Below are 22035 nucleotides of genomic sequence, written 5' to 3' on the forward strand. Positions count from 1 at the left end.
CTCAACGGCTCTTCCCACTGTGGCACGCGGTATCGGTCCGGACACCCGGGGCAGCAGGCACACATCCTCCGGTGACCAAGGCAGCGCCCGGTCCCGCGCCGACACCGCCCGGTCCCGCAGACGCCGCCCGGCCACTCGGGGACGGCCCGGTCCCGCACGCGCCGCCCGGTCACTCGGGGACGGCCACCACGAACCAGACCGCTTTGCCGGTTCCGCGCGGCACCCATCCCCAGCCGGCGGAGAGCCGCTCGAGCAGATAGAGGCCATGCCCCGAAGACCGGGCCGCACGGTGCGGGCCATGAGGCCGCGGCCGCACCTGACTGGTGTCGCTGACCTGGACCCACAGACGCCCGGGGGTCCGGTCCAGCCTCAGCTCGCACGGGGCCCCACCATGCATACAGGAATTGGTGACGACCTCGGAGACAAGCAGCAGCACATCACCTCGTACGACGCTCCCGGCCGGGCCGGAGAGGCTGAACCACTCGTCGAGCGCCTGCCGCGTCAGGTCGCGGCACTGACCCACCACGCCCGGCCCGCCCCCCAGCGGAAATCGGCGGCTGTAGGTCGCTCGCCGCTCTTTCTGTGCCCGATCCATATCCTGCCGGTGCCCCATAAACCGACATCAAAGCATCAGAACCGGGACGCGACTCTTCGTACCGCGCTGCTCGACGACGCGCTCCCCAGGGCGACCAACCGTTCCGGGCACGACGAGTCACTACCGGTTCCGGGTGGGACGAGCCGGCTCGGCGCCCGAGGGAGAGCTGACCTCGAGCCAGACGACCTTGCCGCCGCCGCGCGGGGCCCAGCCCCAGCTCCGCGAGAGCCGCTGCAGCACGATCAGACCGTGGCCGCCGGGCTGAGAGGCGTCTCGGGGCGGCCGGGGCCTCGGAGACTCCGGGCTGGCGTCGGCGACCTCGATCCGCAGCCGTTCGCCGGCATGGATCAGCACCAGTTCCGTCGGCCCGCCCGCGTGCAGACAGGCGTTGGTGACCACCTCGGAGACGAGGAGCAGCACGTCCTCGACGAGTTCCGCCTCTCCCGCCGCCGGTTCCTCCGCCGGTTCCTCCGCCTGGGCCCCCGCCGCGGCGGGCATCCAGCCCCAGTCCTCCAGCGCCTCTCTGGTGAAGTCACGGCAGCGGCTCACCACCCCCTTGGTCCCGAACAGCGCCAGACGTCGGGTCTGCCCCTGCCCGCGGAGGCTCATGCCCATCGGCTCCTCCGCTATTTCGGCCGCTGATCCGCCAGCGCCTCGTCGACAGTGGCGTACACCCGGAACACCGCGTGCGCGCCCGTGATGTCGAACATGCGCGCCACCGGTGGTCGCAGCCCGGCGAGCTCCACGCGGCCACCCGCCTCACTCGCCGCGAGCCTCGCCCGCAGCAGTACGTTCAGGCCGGTGGAGTCGCAGAACCGCAGGTCGGCGCAGTCGACCACAATCCGCTCGGCTCGTGCCTCCACGGCTTCGACGAGTGCCTCACGCAGCGGCAGGGCGGTGTCGTGATCGAGTTCGCCGTCGAGTACGAGTACGACGGCGTCGGCGCCCGCTCTCACTTCGACACGGAGACGCCCTCTGCCGGGCGCACCCTCCCCCGGCGGCTGCCCGGCTACTCCCGACACCATGGGGTTCTCCCGCCTCCTGACGTTCTTCCGGTCCATTCGACTATTGCCCGACCGGGCCGACGCGGCCAGCCCGAGGAGGAACTAGCACCGCCGGGGTGCGGTCTGCCGCTGCACGGGCCGCTGATTCGGCCGGGTCTGCGCGATGTAGCGTTCCGCCGCGATGACGGCCTCGGCGGCCGTGCGCTCACCCATCAGCACGCACAGGGTGTACGCGGTGTCTTCGAAGCGGCTCCGGGCACGAGGGTCGTGGGGGGCGACAAGAACGAGGCGTTCCTGAGCCCGGTAGCGGGCCATCAGCCCGGCGATCACACCTGCATCCGGCATCAACATCAGTGCCCTCCTTGACTGAAAGCACCAGCGGGCGTCGGGCCACAAGGGCGGACTATCGGAGCGGGCTCCCGCTCGAAAGAGCGTCACCCGGCCGTTCATTCTCGCGCGGCGCATTCACACCCGCCATTCGTGTGATTACTTTCAGTAACCAGGGCCCTGCCACACCATTCACTCAGCATGATCGGCGCCCTTGCGGGCAGGAGCGCCCCGTCTGTTCACTGCCCGACACTGAAAGAGATCCCGAAGCGTGTCCTCCCAGTCCCATACCCCAGGTTCGCCGATTTACGACCAGATGGTCCGCGAGCGCGGCGATGTTCTCAACGAGGCCCGAACCTTCGCGGCGCTCACCCATCAGCACGCGGACCAAGTACTGCGGCAGAGCGGCCCGGTCCACCAGGACCCCGTCGAACGGCGCTGAACGCCCGCGCCATGAACGCGGTGTGCTCTTGAGGGCCACGGGTACCCGACAGCCCATGACGGTCGAAAAAACGAGTGTCCTCGTCCTGGACTGTGCCGAGCCCGCAGAGCTGGCGGAGTTCTATGCCGGCCTGCTCCACGCGGAGCTGCGCATCGGGCACGACCCCGACTTCGTGGAAGTCATCGGTCACGACGGCGTACATCTGGCGGTTCGCAAGGATCACGGTTACGCGCCACCCAGTTGGCCACGGCCGGAGGACTCCCAGCAGTCGCATCTGCGCATCCTGGTGGCCCGCGGTGACATGGACGAGGCCGAACGCGAGGCGATCAGCCTCGGCGCCCGGCCGGTGGACACCAAGGACAACGGCGGCCCGCGCGATGTACGCGTCTATGCCGACCCGGCCGGACACTCCTTCTCCCTGGCAGTGACTCCTCAGGTGCCGGAGCTCTGACTCCCGGCCGCCACGTCCGGTGAGCAAGGCGTCGATGTGGCGTCCGCGCTCAACGGCGTTCGCGGCGGACCACAGCCCAAGGCCGTGGTCCGCCCGGGAGCTCCTCCTCCGGCACCTGACCACCGAGGCGGTGTCGCGTCGGCCATGGATCCGCGAGTTCGTTCGTCGCGGCCGACCACCGAACCGTGGCGCCGGCGCCGCGCCGCCGGTTTCCCGGCCACGGCGCCATCAGGCGCCGTCCGGCCTCAACAGGGGACCGGCTGCGCTGTTCGCGGCGCGTACGTCGTGCTGTCACACAGACGACACCGCCCCTTCCTTTCCGCTCGCTCCTCTTGGAAACTCCGCTCACTTCTGTCTCCTCACTCCAAGAGGTGCCCACTCTCATGCCTGAACTCAATCGGCGTCGCTTCCTCCAGATCGCAGGCGCGACCGCTGGCTTCGCGGCCCTGGAGGGCAGCATCGACCGCGCCGCCGCCATCCCCGCCAGCCGCCGCTCCGGCACCATCAAGGACGTCGAGCACATCGTCGTGCTGATGCAGGAGAACCGTTCGTTCGACCACTACTTCGGCGCGCTGAAGGGCGTACGCGGTTTCGGCGACCCCCGTCCCGTCACACTGCCCGGCGGCAAGTCGGTCTGGCACCAGTCGGACGGCACCAAGGACGTACTGCCCTACCGCCCGGACGCCGAGGACCTCGGCATGCAGTTCATCGAGGGGCTCAACCACGACTGGCAGGGCGGCCACAAGGCCTGGAACCAGGGCAAGTACGACCAGTGGATTCCCGCCAAATCCGCGGGGACGATGGCGTATCTGACGCGCGAGGACATCCCGTTCCACTACGCGCTCGCCGACAAGTTCACCGTGTGCGACGCCTACCACTGTTCGTTCATCGGGGCCACCGACCCCAACCGCTACTACATGTGGACGGGGCACACCGGCAACGACGGCAAGGGCGGCGGGCCCGTACTCGGCAACGACGAGGCCGGATACGACTGGACAACGTATCCCGAGCGGCTGGAGCAGGCCGGGATCTCGTGGAAGATCTACCAGGACATCGGCGACGGCCTGGACGCCGGCGGCTCCTGGGGCTGGATCGAGGACGCCTACCGCGGAAACTACGGCGACAACTCCTTGCTGTACTTCAACAAGTACCGCAATGCCAAGCCCGGCGATCCGCTCCACGACAAGGCGCGCACCGGCACGAACGCGAAGGGCGGCGACGGCTACTTCGACATACTCAAGGCCGATGTGAAGGCCGGAAAGCTCCCCCAGATCTCCTGGATCGCGGCGCCCGAGGCCTTCAGCGAGCACCCCAACTGGCCCGCCAACTACGGTGCCTGGTACATCTCGCAGGTGCTGGACGCGCTCACGGCCAACCCCGAGGTGTGGAGCAGGACCGCGCTGTTCATCACGTACGACGAGAACGACGGCTACTTCGACCACATCACCCCGCCCTACCCGCCGGCCTCCGCCGCCCAGGGCCTGTCCACCGTGGACGCCAAGCTCGACCACTTCGGCGGGAACAGCAACTACGCCGCCGGACCCTACGGTCTCGGCCAGCGTGTGCCCATGCTCGTCGTATCCCCCTGGAGCACCGGCGGCTACGTGTGCTCCGAGGTCTTCGACCACACCTCGATCATCCGGTTCATGGAGCGCCGTTTCGGCGTGGGCGAGCCGAACATCTCACCGTGGCGGCGTGCCGTCTGCGGCGACCTCGCCTCGGCCTTCGACTTCCGTCTCAAGGACACCGGGCCCGCCTCGCTCCCCGGCACCGACGGGTACGAGCCGCCGGACCGCGAGCGGCACCCCAGCTACGTGCCGAAGCCGCCTGCCAACCCGGTGCTGCCCAAGCAGGAGCGGGGTTCGAGGCCCGCGCGCCCGCTGCCGTACGCACCGCTGGTCGACGGGGCCGCGACGCCGACGACCGGCCGCTTCACACTCACCTTCAGCGGCGGCGCAACGGCGGGCGCGTGCTTCTCCGTCACGTCGGCGAACCGCACGGACGGACCGTGGACGTACACCGCCGAAGCCGGCAAGAAGCTCTCCGACACCTGGAACACGGCCTACTCGAAGGACGTGTACGACCTCTCGGTGTTCGGCCCGAACGGCTTTCTGCGCACCTTCAGGGGACCCGGTAGAACCGCGGGCCCCGAGGTGACGGCCCGCCATGTCCCGGGCGGCTGTCTCGAGCTGACGATGACCAATGGGGGCAGCGTCGACTGCCACGTGAAGGTCACCAACGCGTACGGCGGGAAGCGCGAGACATTCACGGTGCGCAAGGGTTCGCGCGTGGTGCACACGGTGGACCTGCGCGCCAGTAGGCGCTGGTACGACCTGACCGTGGTGTCCGACAAGGACAGCACATTCCTGCGCCGGTTCGCCGGACACGTCGAGAACGGGCAGCCCGGCGTGAGCGACCCGGCCATTATCACCGTCTGACCCGCTGACCGACCCGCTGAACGACCCGCTGAACAACGACGGCCGCCCGCGGAATTCGCGGACGGCCGTCGTCCCGCATCTGACGGCGACGTCACCGTCGGGTCCGAGGCGGGCGCGGTCGTCAAGGTCGTCCATGACCGCAGCAGCATCGAAGGCGCGCCGACCAGGGCCGCATGGACCGGGAGATCGCCGTGTCGGTCTCGTTCACCAGCATCGACGGTCGTGCGGTCGACTGCCGGCCCAGGAACAGCTGTGAGCTGGTCGCCTTCGCCTCACGGTTCCGTGGACCCGACACGGTACGGGCCAGGCTGCACTTCGACCCGGCCCAGCCGCTTCCCCAGTACGGTGCGGCACCGGACCGACGCCCCTGCGGGACACGCCCGCTGCGGTGCGAAGCGAGGCATTTCGGCCCTCGCCGCGGACCTTCGGCCCCTTGCTGCCCGGGCGTCCATGAGGCCGCGGCGGCCTCGTGGACGGAGGCCGGTGCTGAAGCGGACATCGGCCGGCACGGTGCGGCCGTCAGCGACGCAGGTTTCCGCCGCCGGCGGGTCCGTACAGATCGAGCAGGCGGCCCCGGGCGGACTGGAGCCGGTGTGCGATCACCTCCGCGATACGGAGTGTGAGCGCCTGGTAGAGCTCCGGCTCCTCATCGAACAGGGCTCGCACCTTCGCGGCGTCGAATTCGAGCGCCCGGACCGGGGTGGCCGCCGCGGCGCCCAGATGCCAGCTGCGCGGCGGGAAGAGCCAGGACCAGCCCAGCAGATCTCCCGGGCCGAGCTGCTCGACGAAGGCGGCGCGCCGTCCCGGAACGTGCATGTCGAGGTCGACGGATCCCGTGCGGATGATCCAGAAGCGATCCGCGCGCGAGCCCTCCTCGAAGATGCGTGTGCCGGCCGCGAACGCCGTTTCCGTTGCGAGTTCCATCATCCTGTCGCGGCCTTCCGGCGGCAGCATGTTCAGCAGTGGGGCCACCGTGGTCATCGCTGTCTCCGTCCCTCGGGGCCGCAGCAGGGGCCCGGGATGGTGTCTCTCCTTCTTCCAGACTGCGCGGCCTGCCCCCGGACTGCGCGGCGGCGAGAGGACCGGCAGGGCTCGGCAGCCGCACGTCATGGCCCCAGCCGCCTTCGGCTCCCTCCTGTACACCACGGTAGGTGGCCTATGGAGGCGGCGCCCGGCCGTCGAGACGTACCACGGGCGGCTCCGCCGCTGTCCACCGCCGTCCCGGCCCGGAGCGGCCCGGCCCGCTGTCGGCGCCGGCCGGTTGCCCGGACCCGGCGTCGTTGTCCGTGACCCGGGACAGAGTTCCGTCGATACTGGACTTAAGCCGACAGTTCCCCAGCCCGACAGCGAAGCCCCTGGCCGGCGGCTCACCTGCCGATCTCACCTGGAGGTAGTCATGAGGATGCTCATCAATGTGCCGGAGACCGTTGTCGCGGATGCACTCCGTGGCATGGCGGCCGCGCACCCCGAGTTGTCCGTGGACGTGGAGAACCGGGTGATCGTACGGCGCGATGCGCCCGTCGCCGGGAAGGTGGGGCTGGTGTCCGGTGGCGGCTCGGGGCACGAGCCGCTGCATGGCGGGTTCGTGGGCCCCGGAATGCTCGCCGCCGCCTGCCCCGGAGAGGTCTTCACATCTCCCGTCCCCGATCAGATGGCGCGGGCGGCCACTGCCGTGGACAGCGGCGAGGGGGTGCTGTTCATCGTCAAGAACTACACGGGCGACGTCCTCAATTTCGACATGGCCGCCGAGCTCGCCGAGGATGAAGGGGTACGTGTCGCCAAGGTCCTGGTCAACGACGATGTGGCGGTGACCGACAGCCTGTACACGGCGGGCCGCCGCGGCACCGGTGCGACCCTGTTCGTCGAGAAGATCGCGGGCGCGGCCGCCGAGGAGGGCGCGCCGTTGGAGCGGGTCGAGGCGATCGCCCGGCAGGTGAACGAGAACTCCCGGAGTTTCGGTGTCGCGCTGAGCGCCGGCACCACACCCGCCAAGGGCAGTCCTACCTTCGATCTCCCTTCGGGCGAGCTGGAGTTGGGCATCGGTATTCATGGTGAGCCCGGGCGTGAGCGGCGCGCCATGATGACGTCGCGGGAGATCGCGGACTTCTCGGTCAATGCGGTATTGGAGGATCGGCCTCCGACGGGCCCGGTGCTGGTGCTCGTCAACGGCATGGGGGCGACTCCGCTGCTGGAGCTGTACGGCTTCAATGCCGAGGTGCAGCGCGTACTCACCGAGCATCGCGTGGCCGTGGCCCGTACCCTCGTCGGGAACTATGTGACCTCGCTCGACATGGCCGGCTGCTCTGTGACGCTCTGCCAGGTCGACGAGGAGCTGCTGCGGCTGTGGGACGCGCCGGTAGAGACACCCGGGCTCCGCTGGGGTCGCTGACCCGTCCACGCCCGACTCATCACAGGGAGTTCATGTGCTCGACGCCGACTTCTTCCGCCGCTGGCTGACGGCCGCCGCGGTCTCAGTGGACCGCGAGGCGGACCGTCTCACCGAACTGGACTCGGCGATCGGTGACGCCGACCACGGCAGCAATCTCCAGCGCGGGTTCACGGCGGTGACGGCGGCCCTGGAGAAGGAGGCGCCGCCGACCCCCGGGGCCGTACTCACGCTGGCCGGACGGCAGTTGATCTCTACGGTGGGCGGCGCATCGGGTCCGCTGTACGGGACGCTGCTGCGGCGTACGGGCAAGGCGCTCGGCGACGACGCCGAGGTGACGCCGGGGCAGTTCGCCGAGGCGCTGCGCACGGGTGTGGCCGCGGTGGCGCAGCTCGGCGGCGCCAAGGCCGGGGACAAGACGATGCTGGACGCGCTCGAGCCGGCGGTCGCGGCCCTCGGCGACACCACCACGTCGTTCGCGGCGGCCAGCGAGGCGGCCGAGCAGGGCGCGCTCGCGACCGTGCCACTGCAGGCACGCAAGGGCAGGGCAAGCTATCTGGGTGAGCGCAGCATCGGGCACCAGGATCCGGGGGCGACCTCCTCGGCCCTGCTGATCGCCGCGCTGGTGGAGGTGGCGGGATGAGCGACGCCAAGCCGGTCGGGATCGTGCTGGTCTCGCACAGCAGGGAGGTGGCCGCGGCTGTCGCCGAGCTGGCGACGGGGCTCGCGGGCGGCGGCACAACGGCGCCCGTCGCGTCGGCGGGCGGCACTACGGACGGTGACCTCGGCACCAGCTCGGAGCTGATTGCGGCGGCGGCCGCCTCGGTCGACCAGGGTACGGGGGTGGCCGTGCTCGTCGATCTGGGCAGCGCCGTACTGACGGTAAAGGCTCTGCTGGCCGAGGGTGACGAACTCCCGGAAGGCACACGGCTGGTGGACGCGCCGTTCCTGGAGGGCGCGGTGGCCGCCGTGGTCACGGCGTCGGCGGGCGGCGACCTGGACGCGGTCCAAGCGGCGGCCTCGGAGGCGTACGAGTACCGGAAGGTGTGACGCCCGCGGAAGCCGTCCGAGGCGATGCCGCTCGTCTCTACGGAAGCGAGCGCGGGCTCGGATGGGCGCAGGGGTCGGGCTCGGGCAGGTGACCGAGTCGTCCGTGACGCCCCGTCAGCGGCCGGCCGCCCTGCTCCGGCGGGCTCTGGACCGTAGAGCCCGCCGGAGTGACCCCGTCACCCTTTCGGAGTTGCGCGCCCGACGGATCGACAAGGCGCCCGGCCATACCGCGTGACCTGGCACGACCATCACGGCCACGGCGACAGACGGCGGTGACACACCGGGCCGGGCAGCCCCTGCCACATGCGGCACCCCCATGGGCACTCATAGCGTCTTCTCCATCGAGGTGTATTTCTTACGTTTCGCGGAATACATCCGTGGCTGCGCCTCGGGAATTCGGAGAATTCACCATGCGTGCGATACGTGTCGCCTCCTTCGCACTGATCGGCACCGCCGCGCTGGCGATCGGCGCCCCGGCCGCCGCCGACGGGAACGACATGACGTCGTTCGATTTCACCGCCTCCCCTGCGACTGTCGCGCCCGGCGGCACCGTGACGCTCCATGCAACCGAGTGCGAGGCGCCGACCGTGACGGCCTCCTCCGGCGTCTTCAAGACCGTCACTCTCAACGAAGGCCGGCCCGCCACCACGAAGATCGCCGCGGACGCCAAACCCGATGCCGAGTACGACGTCACCTTCGTCTGCAAGGGAGAGAAGGGCACCACGCCCCTTACCATCACCGGCAGCGCCGGCTCGCACACCGGGACGGCAACAGGCGCAGACGCCGGTACCGCGACGGGAACGGGTACGGGTACCGATACCGATACCGGAACGGGAGCCGATACCGGAACGGGAACGGGTGCCGGAACGGGAACGGGTGCCGGAACGGGAACGGGTGCCGGAACGGGAACGGGTGCCGGAACGGGAACGGGTGCCGATTCCACCGAGATGACCACCGGGGCCGACGCAGGTACCGAGATGAGCACCGGGACCGACGCCGACACCGACACCGACACCGAGATGAGCACCGAGGCCGATGCCGGCACCGGAAGCGACGCCGGCACCACGACGGGAACGGGTGCCGACACCACCGAGATGAGCACCGGGACCGATACAGGTACCGGCACGGCGAAGCCCGACGCAGGCACCGGCACCGCCGCGAAACCTGACGCAGGCACCAGCACCGCCGCGAAACCTGACGCAGGCACCAGCACGGCGAAGCCCGATCGCGGATCCGGAAACGGAAAGCCCGACCGCGGATCCGGAAACGGAAAGCCCGACCGCGGATCCGGAAACGGGAAGCCCGACGGAGGCGTCAAGGGCGGCGCCGGCGGCAGCGTCTCCGATCTGAGCCCCGCGCAGATCGCACTCGGCTCCGTTCTCCTCGCGGGCGCGCTCGGCGGCAGCGTCTCTCTGCTGCGCCGCCGCGCCGGTGACAGCGTCCGGGGGTGACAGAGCGGCTCCGCCGCCCCGGGTCACCGAGGGTCAGGCGCGGCGGAGCACCAAATGAGGGCCTGAGGAAGCACAAGGAAGGGCTATGCGTACGTACGACAGGCGCGGCGCCTGGTTCACGGTCGTCTGCGTGCTGCTGCTCGGACTGTTCCTCCTGCGCAACGGAACCACGCAGGTCGCCGACGGCCCGCCCCAGCCCGGCTCCGCAGTCGCGGTCCGGCACGCCACAGCGGATCCGCTGCCACCCGCACCCGCACCCCCTCCGGTGCCCCACTCCGCGCCGCAACGGATCACCGTCCCGTCCGTCAAGGTGGACGCCCCGCTGATCGAGGTCGGCCTCGACGCGGACGGCTGGGTGGAACCCCCGCCACTGGAGAACCGCAACCTCGCCGGCTGGTACCGGGAGTCGGTCAGCCCGGGCGAGCGGGGCACGTCCGTCATCGTCGGCCACGTCGACAACAAGGCGGGGCCGGCCGTCTTCTATGAGCTCGGCGCCCTCGAGCCGGGCAGCCGTATCGAGATCCCGCGCGAGGACGGACGCAGGGCCGTGTTCGCTGTGTACGACGTCGAGGTGTTCGCCAAGAAGGAGTTCCCCGCGGCACGGGTGTACGCGGACGGCCCGGAGCCGGAGCTGCGGGTCATCACCTGCGGCGGCGACTATACGGAGAAGACCGGGTACGACGGCAACGTCGTGGTCTTCGCCCGCCTGGTCGAGCTCCGCTGACGGCCCGCCCGCGGAGACCCGTGCGGGCGGCCTGCCGGTCGCCTGTAGGCGCCCTCTGTGACGGTGGCCATGTGCGGGTTCAGCCGGGTGACCCCGGCGACGTGGGTCAACCGGACCGGCAGCCGCAGGCGGCCGGCCGAGGCCGGTCAGATCAGGGCGGCGGCTTCCCGTGCGGACAGGCCGCCGCCCTCGGCGTACGCGCGCTCGTACGTCTGTCCCGGCAGCGCCGCACGCAGGTCGGACTCCGCCCGCTGCCGGAGCTCCTTCTCCTCGGCGAACGGCCGGAAGCCGAGACCGCCGGGCTGTCGGCTGCCCCGGTCGTACGCCCCGAGCAGCCGTGCCCCGTCCCGCGCCGCCCCCAGATGCGCCATCGCCCATGAGGCACACAGGAATTGGTCGACAATCAGCTGCGGGTCGAGCAGATACGCCAGGCTTTCCAGCCGCCGCACCGCCTCCTCGATCCGGCCGCGGGCCCGTCCGTACTCCCCGTCGATGCAGTCGAGCCAGCCGTACACCCCGGCCAGGATGCCACTGAAGAGTCCCGGCGTGCCGGTAGCCAACTCGTTCTCCGCCTCTACGAGTTGTTCCCGTGCCGGACCGGTGCGGCCGGTGCGGCCGTAGTACTGGGTCAGCAGCATCCGGGCCGTACTGAGGGCCTCCGCCGCGAACTCGCCGGACTCCGCCACCGCCTCGACCAGCTGCCGCTCGGCGCGCTCCGTGTCCGCCGGGGTCCTGGCCGTCCGTAGTCGCACCGACGCCAACTGGGCTTTGGAGATCGACACTTGGGCGTGGGCGCCGACCCGGGTGGAGATCCGCATGGCCCGCTCGAAGTCCGCGGCGGCCTCCTCGTACCGGCCACGCCACTCGAACGCCTCCCCGCGGGCGGACAGCGACTCGGCAATACCCCACAGGTCGCCCGCGGTCTCGAACAGCGCGAGCGCCCGGCCGGCGTCGCCCGTGGACTGTTCGAGCCCGCCGGTGCGGTAGCCGCGCAGCTTGGCCCGCAGCAGCAGCGCGAAAGCGAGATGCCAGTCCTGACCCGGGCGACTCGGCCGATGAGCCTCTTCACAGCTCGCGACGATGGCGTCCATGGTCTCGGCAAGCCCGTCGAACTCGCCCGTCATCAACCGGGCGAAGAACCACATGGAGCCCGGCTGCCGGCAGATCTGTGGCAGCCCCGGGCGGTAGGCGGCGACGATCCGGCGAAGATACGCCTGCATCCGCGGATCGCCCAGGGCGGTGTCCTCGTCCGTGCTGCTCCCGAGCACCATCAGCCGCACCCCGCGCCGCGCCTCCCACAGCTGCTCATCGGGCCAGGGCGGCGGAGCGTCGGTGCAGCATTCCTCCAGCGGCACCGCGACCCGTACCGGCGACCGGAAAGGGTCGGAGCCGAGCCGGGCGGCCGCCGACGACCAGGTACGGGCGTCCGCCTGGTGGTTGCGCTGCTGCCAGAACCAGTTCATGGACAGCACCAGACAGAGCGCCTCCTGCTCCTCCGACAGGCGGACGGCGGTGCGCAGCGCGGTGCGTACGTTGTCGTGCTCCGTCTCGAACCGCCCCAGCCACTCGGCCCGGCGCGGGCCGCGCAGCTCCGGATCGCCGGCGCGGACCAGCTCTCGGTAGGCGCTCATGTGCCGTCGTTCGGCATCGGCCCGCTCACCGGCCTCCTCAAGCCGCTCCGCCGCGTACTCGGCGACGGTTTCCAGCAGCCGGTAGCGCATGCCGTCCGGACCGCCGGGACCGTCAGGGACGGCGACCACCAGCGACTTGTCGACAAGCGAGGTGAGGGGCTCGAGGGGATCGAGGGCGGCCGCCCCGCACACGGCCTCCGCCTGGGCCAGTGCACAGCCGCCGGAGAAGACGGCAAGCCGGCGCAGTACGGCCCGCTCGTCCTCGTCCAGCAGGTCCCAGGACCAGTCGACCACCGCCCGCAGCGTCTGCTGCCTGGGCAGTACGGTTCTGCTCCCGCTGCTGAGCAGCCGGAAACGGTTGTCCAGCCGGTCCGCGATCTGTCGCGGGGTGAGGGCGCGCAGCCGGGCGGCGGCCAGTTCTACGGCGAGCGGCAGTCCGTCGAGTCTGCGGCAGATCTCGGCGCAGGCCTCCGCGTCGTCGTCCGTACGGAAACCGGGGCGGGCGGCCGCGCCGCGCTCGGCGAGCAGCCGCAGCGCCACGTCCTGCGGCAGCGGACCGACGCCGCGTACGGTTTCGCCCGGGACGCCGAGCGGCTCACGGCTGGTGGCCAGCACCCGCACACCCGGGCACCCGGTGAGCACCGCCTCCGCCAGCCGGGCCGCCGCGTCGATCACATGCTCGCAGTTGTCCAGGACGAGCAGCATCCTCCGCCGTCCGCAGTACTCGACCAGTTGGGCCAGCGGATCGCGGGTCGTGGCCTCCGCGGCGGCCGGTCCGCGCACGTGGGCCTCCCGGGCCCCGAGTGCGGTCAGAACCGCCTCGGGAACGGTCTCTCCGTCGCGTACCGGTGCGAGTTCGGCCACCCAGACCCCGTCCGGCCATGTCCCTGCCGCGGCTCCGGCGGACTCCATGGCCAGCCGGGTCTTGCCCGCGCCGCCTGGGCCGAGCAGGGTCACCAAGCGGCGGGCACTCAACTGCTCCGCGAGGTCGGCCAGTTCGACCTCGCGGCCCACGAAGGAGGTGAGCCTGACGCGCAGGTTGCCTCGCGCGACGGGTTTTTGCGCGTCATGGGCCAGCAACTCGGCATGCAGAGACCGTAGTTCGCCGCCGGGGTCCGTACCGAGCTGATCGGCGAGGCGCACCCGTATGTCCTCGTACGCCTGCAGCGCCTCGGCCTGCCGTCCCGCCGTCCGCATGGCCCGGATCCGGAGCGCCTGGAGCGGTTCGTCCAGTGGAGCCGCGGCGGCGAGCGCCGTGATTTCGGCGAGCGCTTCTTCCGCCCGGCCCAGTTCCACCTCGGCCGCGAGCCGAGTGCGGCGCGCCTCGGATTGGCGCCGCTCCGCGCGCACGGCCAGTGGATCGCCGTCCCGGCCGGGCAGATCGGTGAGCGCCCGGCCGTGCCAGAGCTCAAGGGCCTCGTCCAGCAGACCGGCCGCCCTTGCCGCGTCCCCGGCATCGAGTGCGGCGGTCCCTTGCGACGCCAGCCGCTCGAAGCGGAAGAGATCGATGTCGTCCCGGTCCGCCGCCAGCCGGTAGCCGCCGGGCCCGGACTCCACCGTCGCTCTGCCGAGCGTTCGCCGCAGCCGTCCCACCAGCGCCTGCAGGGCCGCCGTCTCATCGGCGGGCCGCTCCTCGCCCTCGCCCCACACCTGGGCGACCAGCTCCTCGGCGTCCACCGTCCGCCCACCGCCCGCGGCCAGCGCGGCCAGCAGCGCCCGCAGTCGGGCACCGCCGAGCGGTGCGCCGGTGCCGTCCGGGCGGAGCGCCTGAGTGGTGCCGAGTACGCGGTAGCGATAGATCACCGGCCCATTGTCCCTGCCGGCTGTCCCTGCCGATCAGGTCGCGCTGCGCTCGCTCGCCAGCTGCAGGATGTCCTCGACCTCGCGCCCGGAACGCAGCAGCTCCCGCCAGCGCTCCGTACTCCAGTCGGCCGGCCGCGTGGTCTCGATGAAGTCCTCGACCAGCGCCAGAAAGCGCGCCGGGTCGGCGTGGAAGGGAAAGTGGCCCGCTCCCTCGAAGATCTCCAGGCGGCTCCCCGGCATGGCGTCGTGGGCCCCGTACGCGTGCTGCATCGGCACCACGCCGTCGCGCGATCCCCACAGCAGCAGGGTTGGCATTCCCTGCGTCAGATAGCAGCGGTCGAGCATGGTCACCACCTGGCCGCGCCAGTCGACGACCGCTCGCAGCGTGCGGATGAAGGCGCTGCGCGAGGTCGCGTCCGGCAGCGCGTCCACCAGGTTGAGCAGCTCGGGCGCGTCCTGCCCGAGATCGGTGTCCAGCCGCCTGATCAGCCGCGTGAAGAGGCCGGTCGCCCGCCGCATCCCGGGCAGGGAAAGTGCCGAGAGGAGGAGGTCCGCGCCGGGCACCGAGACGGCTCGCAGGACGGGATTGACCTCCCCGCCGACACCGCCCGCGCCGACCAGGACCAGTCGTTCGGTGCGCTCGGGGAACTGGTACGCGAACTGCATGGCCACCCCACCGCCGAGCGAATGGCCGACGAGCGTGGCCCGGTCGATGCCGAGCACGCCGAGCAGATCGCGCATGCCGTTCGCGTAGGCCGCCACCGAGTAGTCGGCACGGGGTTTGTCCGAGGCTCCGTGGCCCAGCAGATCGGGCGCGATGACGGTGTATCTGCGGGCCAGACCCGGCATGAGGTCGACCCAGGTGGCGGAGGAGTCTCCGATGCCGTGAATGAGCAGGACGGCAGGGCCGTCCCCGGCGATCCGGTAGGCGCGGCGGTAGCCGTGCACCACATGGTGGCGCAGTTCCACATCGCCCTCGCTCACGGAGCGCAGTCTGCTCCGGTCCGTCGCGTGCGGTCCGAGGCCGGCGGCCATCCCGTTCACCTCCCGTGTCCCCCGCGGTTCCTCATCCGAGCGTAGAACCGCCGCCGCACCGGGGATTTCCGGCAGGTTTCACTCCGGGTACGGCTTTCGAAGCCGCGGGCTCGCGCGCGCCCCGTGCAGTCGCCGGTGGCGGGCGCATTCACATGGGCGCATTCATATGTAAGGACACTCTTCACGCGACAGCACCCCCACCCACGAGGTAGATTGGTCTACACCACTTGCGCCTCGAGACAGGGATCTCCGTGGAAGTTGTCATCGTTCCGGACTCCGCCGCCGCCGGCGAGCTCATCGCCGAAGCCATGGCCGAACTGCTGCGACGCAAGCCCGACGCGCTCCTCGGCGTGGCCACAGGATCGACCCCGCTGCCGATCTACGAGGCCCTCGCGGCCAAGGTGCGCGCCGCGCACGTGGATGCTTCCCGCGCCCGGATCTGCCAGCTCGACGAGTACGTAGGGCTGCCTTCCGGCCACCCCGAGTCGTACCGCTCGGTGGTCCTCCGTGAGGTCGTCGAGCCACTCGGCCTGACCGATGCCTCCTTCATGGGCCCCGACGGCGCCGCCGAGGACGTCGCGGCCGCCTGCCTTGCCTACGACCGTGCGCTGGCCGAAGCCGGCGGTGTCGACCTCCAGTTGCTCGGCATCGGCACCGACGGGCACATCGGCTTCAACGAGCCCTGCTCCTCGCTCGCGTCCCGCACCCGGATCAAGACGCTGACCCAGCAGACCCGAAGGGACAACGCCCGGTTCTTCAGCGGCCTCGACGAGGTCCCCCACCACGTCATCACCCAGGGCATCGGCACCATCCTGGAAGCCCGTCATCTGGTGCTGCTGGCCACCGGCGAGGCGAAGGCCGAGGCCGTCGCGCTCGCTGTCGAAGGCCCACTGTCGGCAGTGGTGCCCGCCTCGGCCCTGCAGCTCCACCCGCACGCCACCGTCGTGGTCGACGAGGCGGCGGCCTCGAGCCTCAAACGCGCGGACTACTTCCGCGACACCTACGCCGCCAAGCCCGGCTGGCAGGGCATATAAGGACGCGGGCGCCGCCGCCGTCCCGGCAGAAAGAGGAATGTTCCAGTCGAGACATAATTCGCGCCACAACGGCTCGACACCGCCCATGAGTTGATACGGTGCGCTCGCTCAGCACTTTTGACGCGCGTTCAGCTGACGCGCCGCCCTGCCGCCCCCGAACCCTGCGCGGCCAGGCCAGTGCATCGCAGGAGCGCGGGGGATTTCATGGACGACGACATCGATGTGGTCACAGCGAGCCTGGAGCGAATCAGACTCAGGGCCGGCCATGTGGTGCGCTACTTCTACGCGCATCTCTTCACCCACCATCCACGGCTGCGCCCGCTGTTCCCCGCCGCGATGGACGACCAGTACGAGCGGCTGTTCACCGCGCTGGTACACGTCGTGGAGCATCTCGGCCACCCCGCACTCCCCGCACACCTGAACCGACTCGGCCGGGATCACCGCAAGTTCGGGATAGCCGACGACGACTACACCGCCGTCGGCGAGAGCCTCGTAGCCGCCATCCGCTACCACAGCACACACACCTGGGACGACCGGACCGAGAAGGCCTGGCTGCGGGTGTACGGATTCGTCGCCGCGGCCATGACCGGCGGAGCGCAGAGCTCGCTCGCCGCGAACGAGCCTGCGTGGTGGGAGGCCACTGTCGTCTCGCACCGCCTGCACGGCGGTCACACGGCAGTCCTCCGCGTCGCCCCCTCCGCCGACTATCCGTGGCTCCCCGGCCAGTACGCCACGATCGAGCACCCGGATCTGCCGGGCGTGTGGCGGCCCTACTCCCTGGCCGGCCGCCCCGGCCGCGGCGGTGTGCTCGAGTTCCATATCGGCCGGGTCGCCGAAGGGCTGCTCAGCAATGTCCTGTGCGACGGCACAGTGCCGGGCCACACGCTGCGGCTGGGCGCCGCCTCGGGATCCGCGCTCACCCCGCCGCCCGGCACCCCGGCCGTCACACTGATCGCCGCCGGCACGGGCTGGGCTCCGGTCAAGGCGGTCCTGGACGAGTTACTCACCCGCAGGCCCGCGCCTCGTATCCGTATCGACGTCGTTGCCCGCGGCGAGGCCGACTTCTACGACGGCGGCTCTCTCGTCGACCTCCTGCGGGCCCGCCCCTATCTGAGCGCCTACTGGTGGTACGAGGAGCGGGGCAAGGGCCGGATACGCGCCGCGGAACGTCTGCACAGCAATCTGAGCGCGCGCCGCGGGTGGGCCGGCGAAACCGTCTACCTCTGCGGCCCCGTGATGTTCGTACAGGAGACCGCCGAGCTGCTCCACGACTGCGGTCTGCCTGCAGAATCGCTTATCCGCGATCCGCTGCCCGCGTCGGTGCAACCGCGCGGATACGTCTCCCACGCGGAGCAGTTCCTCGATCCACCGTCCGTGACCTGGATCGATCCGGACGCCCGTACACGCCCGCTCGACCTCCCGCCGCCGCGGCCCCATCCCGAGCCTCAGCCCAGGCACCTGGCCGCGCCACAGGACAGCAGCAGCGGCGGCTGGTTCGAGCCGCACGGCGCGGTCGACCGGGTCTGACGGCCCGCTCCACGCACGCGTTCACCACTCCGGTTCGGGCCGGTCACCGTTCCCGGTGCTCTTCGACGGGCAGTGGGGACGCGCCGACCGCTGGAGCTGCGAGGCCACTCGCGCCGGAACCTGCCCAGGCCGGAGAGACGCTCTCAGCTTTCGATCAAGGGCAAACAGGTGTATCCCGGATACATGGCGGTGCACGCCCGTACACGCTCCGGCGGCGGGCTGCCCGTGGCCGTCGGCGAAAGGCCGCCTCATGCAAACAGGCTTCGGCGGATCCCCCAACCCTCCGCCTCCGCAGTCCTCCGCGGTGGGCGGGAAGGGGCTCAAGAGCAGCGCGCTGGGCCTCGTCTCCTCCGTGGCCATCGGCCTCGCCTCGACCGCCCCCGCGTACAGCCTGGCCGCCACGCTCGGCTTCATCGTCCTCGCCGTGGGGCTCCAGTCACCGGTCGTGGTGATTCTGGGATTCATCCCGATGCTCTTCATCGCCTACGCCTACAAGGCGATGAACGCCGTGGACCCGGACTGCGGCACCACCTTCACCTGGTCAGCGCGGGCTTTCGGACCGCATACCGGGTGGATGGGCGGCTGGGGCATCATCATCGCCGACATCATCGTGATGGCGAACCTGGCGCAGATCGCAGGCCAGTACGGGTTCCGGCTGGTCGGAGCAGACGGCCTGGCCGACAGCCGCGGCTGGACGGCTCTCGCCGGCGTCATCTGGATCGTCGTGATGACGGCCATCTGCTACATCGGCATCGAGATTTCCGCGGCCCTGCAGAAGTGGCTGCTCTGCATCGAGCTCGTCCTCCTCGCCGTCCTTTCCGTCGTGGCGCTGGTGAAGGTGTACAGCGACAGCGCGCCGACGGAATCGCTGCACGTGAACCTGGCCTGGTTCAACCCCTTCGAGATCGGCTCCATCAGCTCCCTGACACAGGGCATCCTGCTGGCAGTCTTCATCTACTGGGGCTGGGACACCGCCGTGTCCGTCAACGAGGAGACCGCCGACTGCGAACGCACCCCCGGCCGCGCAGCCGTCATCTCCACCGTTCTACTGCTCCTCATCTACGTCCTGGTGACCACCTCGGCCCAGGCCTTCGCCGGGATCGGCGACAAGGGCATCGGCCTGGCCAACCCCGACAACGCGGGCGACGTCCTGGGCAGCTTCGGCGACGAAGTGTTCGGAACGGAAGGATTCGGCGGGTTCCTGGCGAAGATGCTGGTCCTGATGGTGCTGACCTCCGCCGCCGCCTCCACGCAGACCACGATCCTGCCGACCGCCCGCACCACCTTCTCGATGGCCACACACAAAGCACTGCCCGAGGTCTTCGCCCGTGTCCACCCGCGCTTCCTGACACCGACCTGGTCGACCGTCACCATGGGCCTGGCGTCGATCGCCTTCTACGCCGGGCTGACGGCCATCAGCGGCAATGTCCTGGAGGACTCCATCGCCTCGGTCGGCCTGGGTATCGCGTTCTACTACGGGCTGACCGGCTTCGCCTGCGTGTGGTACTTCCGCAGAGTCCTCACCCGCAGCGCCACCGACTTCTTCATGAAGGGCCTCCTCCCCGCGCTCGGCGCCCTGATGCTGCTGGGCCTGTTCTGTTACGCGGCCTTCCACGTCTACTCCGACCCGGAGTACGGAACCACCGTCATCGACCTGCCGCTGTTCGGTGAGACCGGTGGCGTGTCCGTCATCGGCATAGGTGCCATCTTGATCGGCGTTGTCCTGATGTTCATTCAGCGGGCAGTGCGGAGCGACTGGTTCCGCAACCCCGATGTGCCCGTCGGAGCCGCATCCAAGTCCCCACCCCTGTAGGCCACTTCCTCTCCCGGCGCCCGCGGCCGCGTTCCCGGCCCGCAGTCGAACAATGCGGCAATCCCTCACCAAAGGGACACAAGGCGGCGCGCCGATGCCGCGTTCATTCGGCTTGTTTCCCACCTCGGATCGAATTTTCCTGTGAAGCCCTCGTGAATTCCTCTTCATATGTAGTCAGCGATATCACTCTCAGCACGTCAAATCACCTCTCATCGCCCCGGAAGCCGACGATGGCCGGATGACCAAATCGGTCTCTTGACCCACCGTCGAGAGGCAAACCAGACTCCCTGGAGGCACTCATGCATCAGGAGCCACACGCGCAGGCATATGCCGATGGCCCTGCGAGACCGATATCGCACGGGGTGTGTGACGGGGGAATGCAGTGGAGTGCGCGTATGCACGCTCAACCCATACGCGCGGATCGTCCACATCCCCTCCTCATCTCTTGGTGCGCGAAGGGAATGGAGGGGGAATGCCGACGCACATGGGCTATCCCGGCGTTTACATCGAGGAACTTCCCAGCAGCATCCGTACCGTCGCCTCGGTCACCACCTCGGTGACCGCGTTCGTGGGGCACACCCGCCGGGGGCCGCTCAATCAACCGGTGCGGATCACCAGCTTCGCGGACTTCGAGCGTCGCTTCGGCGGACTGACCTCGCGGAGCGCCGTCAGCTACGCGGTGCACCAGTTCTTCGGCAACGGCGGCTCGGTCGCGGTGATCGTCCGCGTGGCCAAGGCCGGCACCGGCGAGGAAGCCTGCGTCACGCTCAACTCCACCGAGGGGCACAGCGAGTGCCCGGTGCTGGAAGTGCACGCCAAGGAGCCCGGAGTCTGGGGCTCGGGCCTGCGGGTGGCCGTCGACCACGACACCCCGGCTCCGGACGAGACGTTCAATCTCCAGATCCTCGACGCGCGCGGCGGGACCCGCGAGTCCTTCACCGGTCTGTCGATGAACTCCGGCCACGGCCGCTTCGTGGAGACCGTCGTCAACGCGGGCTCCTCCCTCGTCCGAGTAAAGGCTCTGGACGAGGGCCGGCCCGACCCCTCCGGCACTGTCTCCAAGCCCTTCGCGGCCGGACTGCCCAACCTGAACGTCGAGTTGAAGGTCAAGATCGACGATGTGGAGCGCGAGTTCACGCTCCACGACCCCGACCACGACGGCGAGCCGCCGTGCAACGTCACGGAGCTCGCCCTCCTGCTGGAGCGCAAGCTGCGCGCGCTGCCGGACGCTCCCGGCAAGCACGCCTTCGCCGGCGCCGAGGTCACCGCCTTCGGCCGGCGCATCCAGGTCGTCGCCGGATCCGTCGACCCCGACGACGTGGTCCGCTTCGTCGGCGAGTGCGCCAACGACCTGGGCCTGGAGGCCTCGGTCAACCCGCCGGTCTTTCCGCTTGAGGGCGGCAAGGACGGCGATCCGCCCGGTCCGCGCGACCTCATCGGCAGCGAGGCCCGCAAGACGGGCGTCCAGGCGCTGCGCGACGTGGACGACGTCAACCTGCTGGCCCTGCCCGAACTTTCGGCGTACGAGTCCACCGAAGACATGGTCACCGTACTGTCGGCGGCCGAGCAGCTCTGCCGGGAGCGGCGTGTCTTCCTGCTCGTCGACTCGCCCTCGACCTGGGGCAGCGTGGATGCCGCACGGGCCGGGATCGGCGCTTTCGACCCCGTACGCAGCAGCCACGCGGGCCTGTACTTCCCGCATCTGCAGCTCACCGACCCGCTCACCGGACGGCTTCGTTCCTTCCCGCCGTCGGGTGCCATCGCCGGCGTCATCGCCCGCACCGACGGCGAGCGCGGCGTCTGGAAGGCGCCGGCCGGAACCGAGGCGCGGCTGGCCGGTGTCCGGTCACTGAGCGTCAAGCTGACCGACCGGGAGAACGGGCTGCTCAACCCGCTGGGCGTGAACTGCCTGCGCACCTTCCCCGTAGTGGGTCCGCTGGTGTGGGGCGCGCGCACGCTCGAGGGCGCGGACGCGCTCGACAGCGAGTGGAAGTACGTGCCGGTGCGCCGGCTCGCGCTGCATGTCGAGGAGAGCCTCCACCGCGGTCTCCAGTGGGTCGTCTTCGAACCCAACACCGAGCAGCTCTGGCAGCAGATCCGGCTGAAGGCCTCGGCGTACCTCAACGACCTGTTCCGGCAGGGCGCGTTCAAGGGCAGCACACCGCGCGAGGCGTACTTCGTCAAATGCGACAAGGACACCACCACCGACGCCGATATCGACGCCGGAGTGGTCAATGTCGTGATCGGCATCGCGCCGGTCAAGCCCGCGGAGTTCGTGATCGTCAAGATCCAGCAGATCGCCGGGCAGTTCGACCTCTCGTAAC

At 70.2% G+C, this 22035-nt stretch carries 19 protein-coding genes; 12 read left to right on the forward strand and 7 right to left on the reverse strand.

What is annotated here, in order from left to right:
* Positions 1–169 precede the first annotated feature (169 nt).
* The 4 genes from OG966_RS03710 to OG966_RS03725 all read right to left on the reverse strand — a co-directional run bounded on the left by OG966_RS03710 (position 170) and on the right by OG966_RS03725 (position 1950).
* Complete coding sequence (locus OG966_RS03710) at positions 170–526, reverse strand: ATP-binding protein (protein WP_326647894.1); 357 nt, start codon at positions 524–526, stop codon at positions 170–172.
* A gap of 189 nt (positions 527–715) precedes the next feature.
* Entirely contained in the window at positions 716–1204 is a 489-nt protein-coding gene (locus OG966_RS03715) for an ATP-binding protein (RefSeq protein WP_406733088.1), read from the reverse strand.
* A 17-nt stretch (positions 1205–1221) separates the two neighbouring features.
* Positions 1222–1620, reverse strand: coding sequence for an STAS domain-containing protein (locus tag OG966_RS03720; RefSeq protein WP_326647896.1), 399 nt, complete (start codon positions 1618–1620; stop codon positions 1222–1224).
* A gap of 81 nt (positions 1621–1701) precedes the next feature.
* Positions 1702–1950 carry a DUF5133 domain-containing protein gene (locus tag OG966_RS03725; protein ID WP_326647897.1) on the reverse strand — a complete coding sequence of 83 codons (249 nt, stop codon included), beginning with the start codon at positions 1948–1950 and terminating at the stop codon, positions 1702–1704.
* 247 nt (positions 1951–2197) lie between these two features.
* Here OG966_RS03725 and OG966_RS03730 point away from each other — a divergent pair, with 247 nt between their 5' ends.
* From OG966_RS03730 to OG966_RS03740, 3 genes are all read left to right on the forward strand, one after another.
* Entirely contained in the window at positions 2198–2368 is a 171-nt protein-coding gene (locus OG966_RS03730) for a hypothetical protein (protein WP_326647898.1), read from the forward strand.
* Between the two features lie 55 nt (positions 2369–2423).
* Positions 2424–2819, forward strand: coding sequence for a VOC family protein (locus OG966_RS03735; RefSeq protein WP_326647899.1), 396 nt, complete (start codon positions 2424–2426; stop codon positions 2817–2819).
* Positions 2820–3202: 383 nt separating this feature from the next.
* Positions 3203–5257, forward strand: coding sequence for a phosphocholine-specific phospholipase C (locus OG966_RS03740; protein WP_326647900.1), 2055 nt, complete (start codon positions 3203–3205; stop codon positions 5255–5257).
* A 519-nt stretch (positions 5258–5776) separates the two neighbouring features.
* Here the strand turns inward: OG966_RS03740 and OG966_RS03745 are convergent.
* Positions 5777–6238, reverse strand: coding sequence for a cyclic nucleotide-binding domain-containing protein (locus OG966_RS03745; RefSeq protein ID WP_326647901.1), 462 nt, complete (start codon positions 6236–6238; stop codon positions 5777–5779).
* Positions 6239–6653: 415 nt separating this feature from the next.
* Between OG966_RS03745 and dhaK the strand changes: the two genes are divergently transcribed.
* The 5 genes from dhaK to OG966_RS03770 all read left to right on the forward strand — a co-directional run bounded on the left by dhaK (position 6654) and on the right by OG966_RS03770 (position 10868).
* Positions 6654–7646: a dihydroxyacetone kinase subunit DhaK gene (dhaK, locus tag OG966_RS03750; RefSeq protein WP_326647903.1), complete on the forward strand. Its 993-nt coding sequence runs from the start codon at positions 6654–6656 to the stop codon at positions 7644–7646.
* Positions 7647–7680: 34 nt separating this feature from the next.
* On the forward strand, positions 7681–8286 hold the full coding sequence (gene dhaL / locus OG966_RS03755) for a dihydroxyacetone kinase subunit DhaL (RefSeq protein ID WP_326647904.1): 606 nt from the start codon (positions 7681–7683) through the stop codon (positions 8284–8286).
* The gene (locus tag OG966_RS03760) at positions 8283–8693 is read left to right on the forward strand and encodes a PTS-dependent dihydroxyacetone kinase phosphotransferase subunit DhaM (protein ID WP_326647905.1); all 411 of its coding nucleotides are present in this window, start codon (positions 8283–8285) and stop codon (positions 8691–8693) included. The genes dhaL and OG966_RS03760 overlap by 4 nt, the downstream gene beginning before the upstream one ends.
* A 410-nt stretch (positions 8694–9103) precedes the next feature.
* Positions 9104–10144 (forward strand): hypothetical protein, encoded by a 1041-nt coding sequence (locus OG966_RS03765; protein WP_326647907.1) that lies wholly within the window; start codon positions 9104–9106, stop codon positions 10142–10144.
* An 85-nt stretch (positions 10145–10229) separates the two neighbouring features.
* Entirely contained in the window at positions 10230–10868 is a 639-nt protein-coding gene (locus tag OG966_RS03770; protein ID WP_326647908.1) for a class F sortase, read from the forward strand.
* A gap of 146 nt (positions 10869–11014) precedes the next feature.
* On the opposite strand, the gene OG966_RS03775 is transcribed toward OG966_RS03770, so the two are convergent.
* Entirely contained in the window at positions 11015–14302 is a 3288-nt protein-coding gene (locus tag OG966_RS03775; RefSeq protein WP_326647910.1) for an ATP-binding protein, read from the reverse strand.
* 33 nt (positions 14303–14335) lie between these two features.
* On the reverse strand, positions 14336–15337 hold the full coding sequence (locus tag OG966_RS03780) for an alpha/beta fold hydrolase (protein WP_326647911.1): 1002 nt from the start codon (positions 15335–15337) through the stop codon (positions 14336–14338).
* A 251-nt stretch (positions 15338–15588) separates the two neighbouring features.
* Here OG966_RS03780 and nagB point away from each other — a divergent pair, with 251 nt between their 5' ends.
* The 4 genes from nagB (at position 15589) to OG966_RS03800 (ending at position 22034) form a co-directional block, all read left to right on the forward strand.
* On the forward strand, positions 15589–16371 hold the full coding sequence (nagB, locus tag OG966_RS03785; RefSeq protein ID WP_326647912.1) for a glucosamine-6-phosphate deaminase: 783 nt from the start codon (positions 15589–15591) through the stop codon (positions 16369–16371).
* A gap of 204 nt (positions 16372–16575) precedes the next feature.
* Positions 16576–17898 (forward strand): globin domain-containing protein, encoded by a 1323-nt coding sequence (locus tag OG966_RS03790; protein ID WP_326647913.1) that lies wholly within the window; start codon positions 16576–16578, stop codon positions 17896–17898.
* Between the two features lie 250 nt (positions 17899–18148).
* Complete coding sequence (locus OG966_RS03795) at positions 18149–19711, forward strand: APC family permease (RefSeq protein WP_326647914.1); 1563 nt, start codon at positions 18149–18151, stop codon at positions 19709–19711.
* 472 nt (positions 19712–20183) lie between these two features.
* A complete protein-coding gene (locus OG966_RS03800; RefSeq protein WP_326647915.1) occupies positions 20184–22034 on the forward strand; it encodes a phage tail sheath C-terminal domain-containing protein in 1851 nt (616 codons plus the stop codon).
* Position 22035: the final 1 nt, after the last annotated feature.

The sequence above is a fragment of the Streptomyces sp. NBC_01750 genome (assembly GCF_035918095.1).
Classification (GTDB): Bacteria; Actinomycetota; Actinomycetes; order Streptomycetales; family Streptomycetaceae; genus Streptomyces.

Coding starts and splice junctions, on each gene's coding strand:
- OG966_RS03715 (WP_406733088.1), bottom strand. CDS start 1,204: ATGAGCCTCCGCGGGCAGGGGCAGACCCGACGTCTGGCGCTGTTCGGG.
- OG966_RS03720 (WP_326647896.1), bottom strand. CDS start 1,620: ATGGTGTCGGGAGTAGCCGGGCAGCCGCCGGGGGAGGGTGCGCCCGGC.
- OG966_RS03725 (WP_326647897.1), bottom strand. CDS start 1,950: ATGTTGATGCCGGATGCAGGTGTGATCGCCGGGCTGATGGCCCGCTAC.
- OG966_RS03735 (WP_326647899.1), top strand. CDS start 2,424: ATGACGGTCGAAAAAACGAGTGTCCTCGTCCTGGACTGTGCCGAGCCC.
- OG966_RS03740 (WP_326647900.1), top strand. CDS start 3,203: ATGCCTGAACTCAATCGGCGTCGCTTCCTCCAGATCGCAGGCGCGACC.
- OG966_RS03745 (WP_326647901.1), bottom strand. CDS start 6,238: ATGACCACGGTGGCCCCACTGCTGAACATGCTGCCGCCGGAAGGCCGC.
- dhaK (WP_326647903.1), top strand. CDS start 6,654: ATGAGGATGCTCATCAATGTGCCGGAGACCGTTGTCGCGGATGCACTC.
- OG966_RS03760 (WP_326647905.1), top strand. CDS start 8,283: ATGAGCGACGCCAAGCCGGTCGGGATCGTGCTGGTCTCGCACAGCAGG.
- OG966_RS03765 (WP_326647907.1), top strand. CDS start 9,104: ATGCGTGCGATACGTGTCGCCTCCTTCGCACTGATCGGCACCGCCGCG.
- OG966_RS03770 (WP_326647908.1), top strand. CDS start 10,230: ATGCGTACGTACGACAGGCGCGGCGCCTGGTTCACGGTCGTCTGCGTG.
- OG966_RS03780 (WP_326647911.1), bottom strand. CDS start 15,337: ATGGCCGCCGGCCTCGGACCGCACGCGACGGACCGGAGCAGACTGCGC.
- OG966_RS03790 (WP_326647913.1), top strand. CDS start 16,576: ATGGACGACGACATCGATGTGGTCACAGCGAGCCTGGAGCGAATCAGA.
- OG966_RS03795 (WP_326647914.1), top strand. CDS start 18,149: ATGCAAACAGGCTTCGGCGGATCCCCCAACCCTCCGCCTCCGCAGTCC.
- OG966_RS03800 (WP_326647915.1), top strand. CDS start 20,184: ATGCCGACGCACATGGGCTATCCCGGCGTTTACATCGAGGAACTTCCC.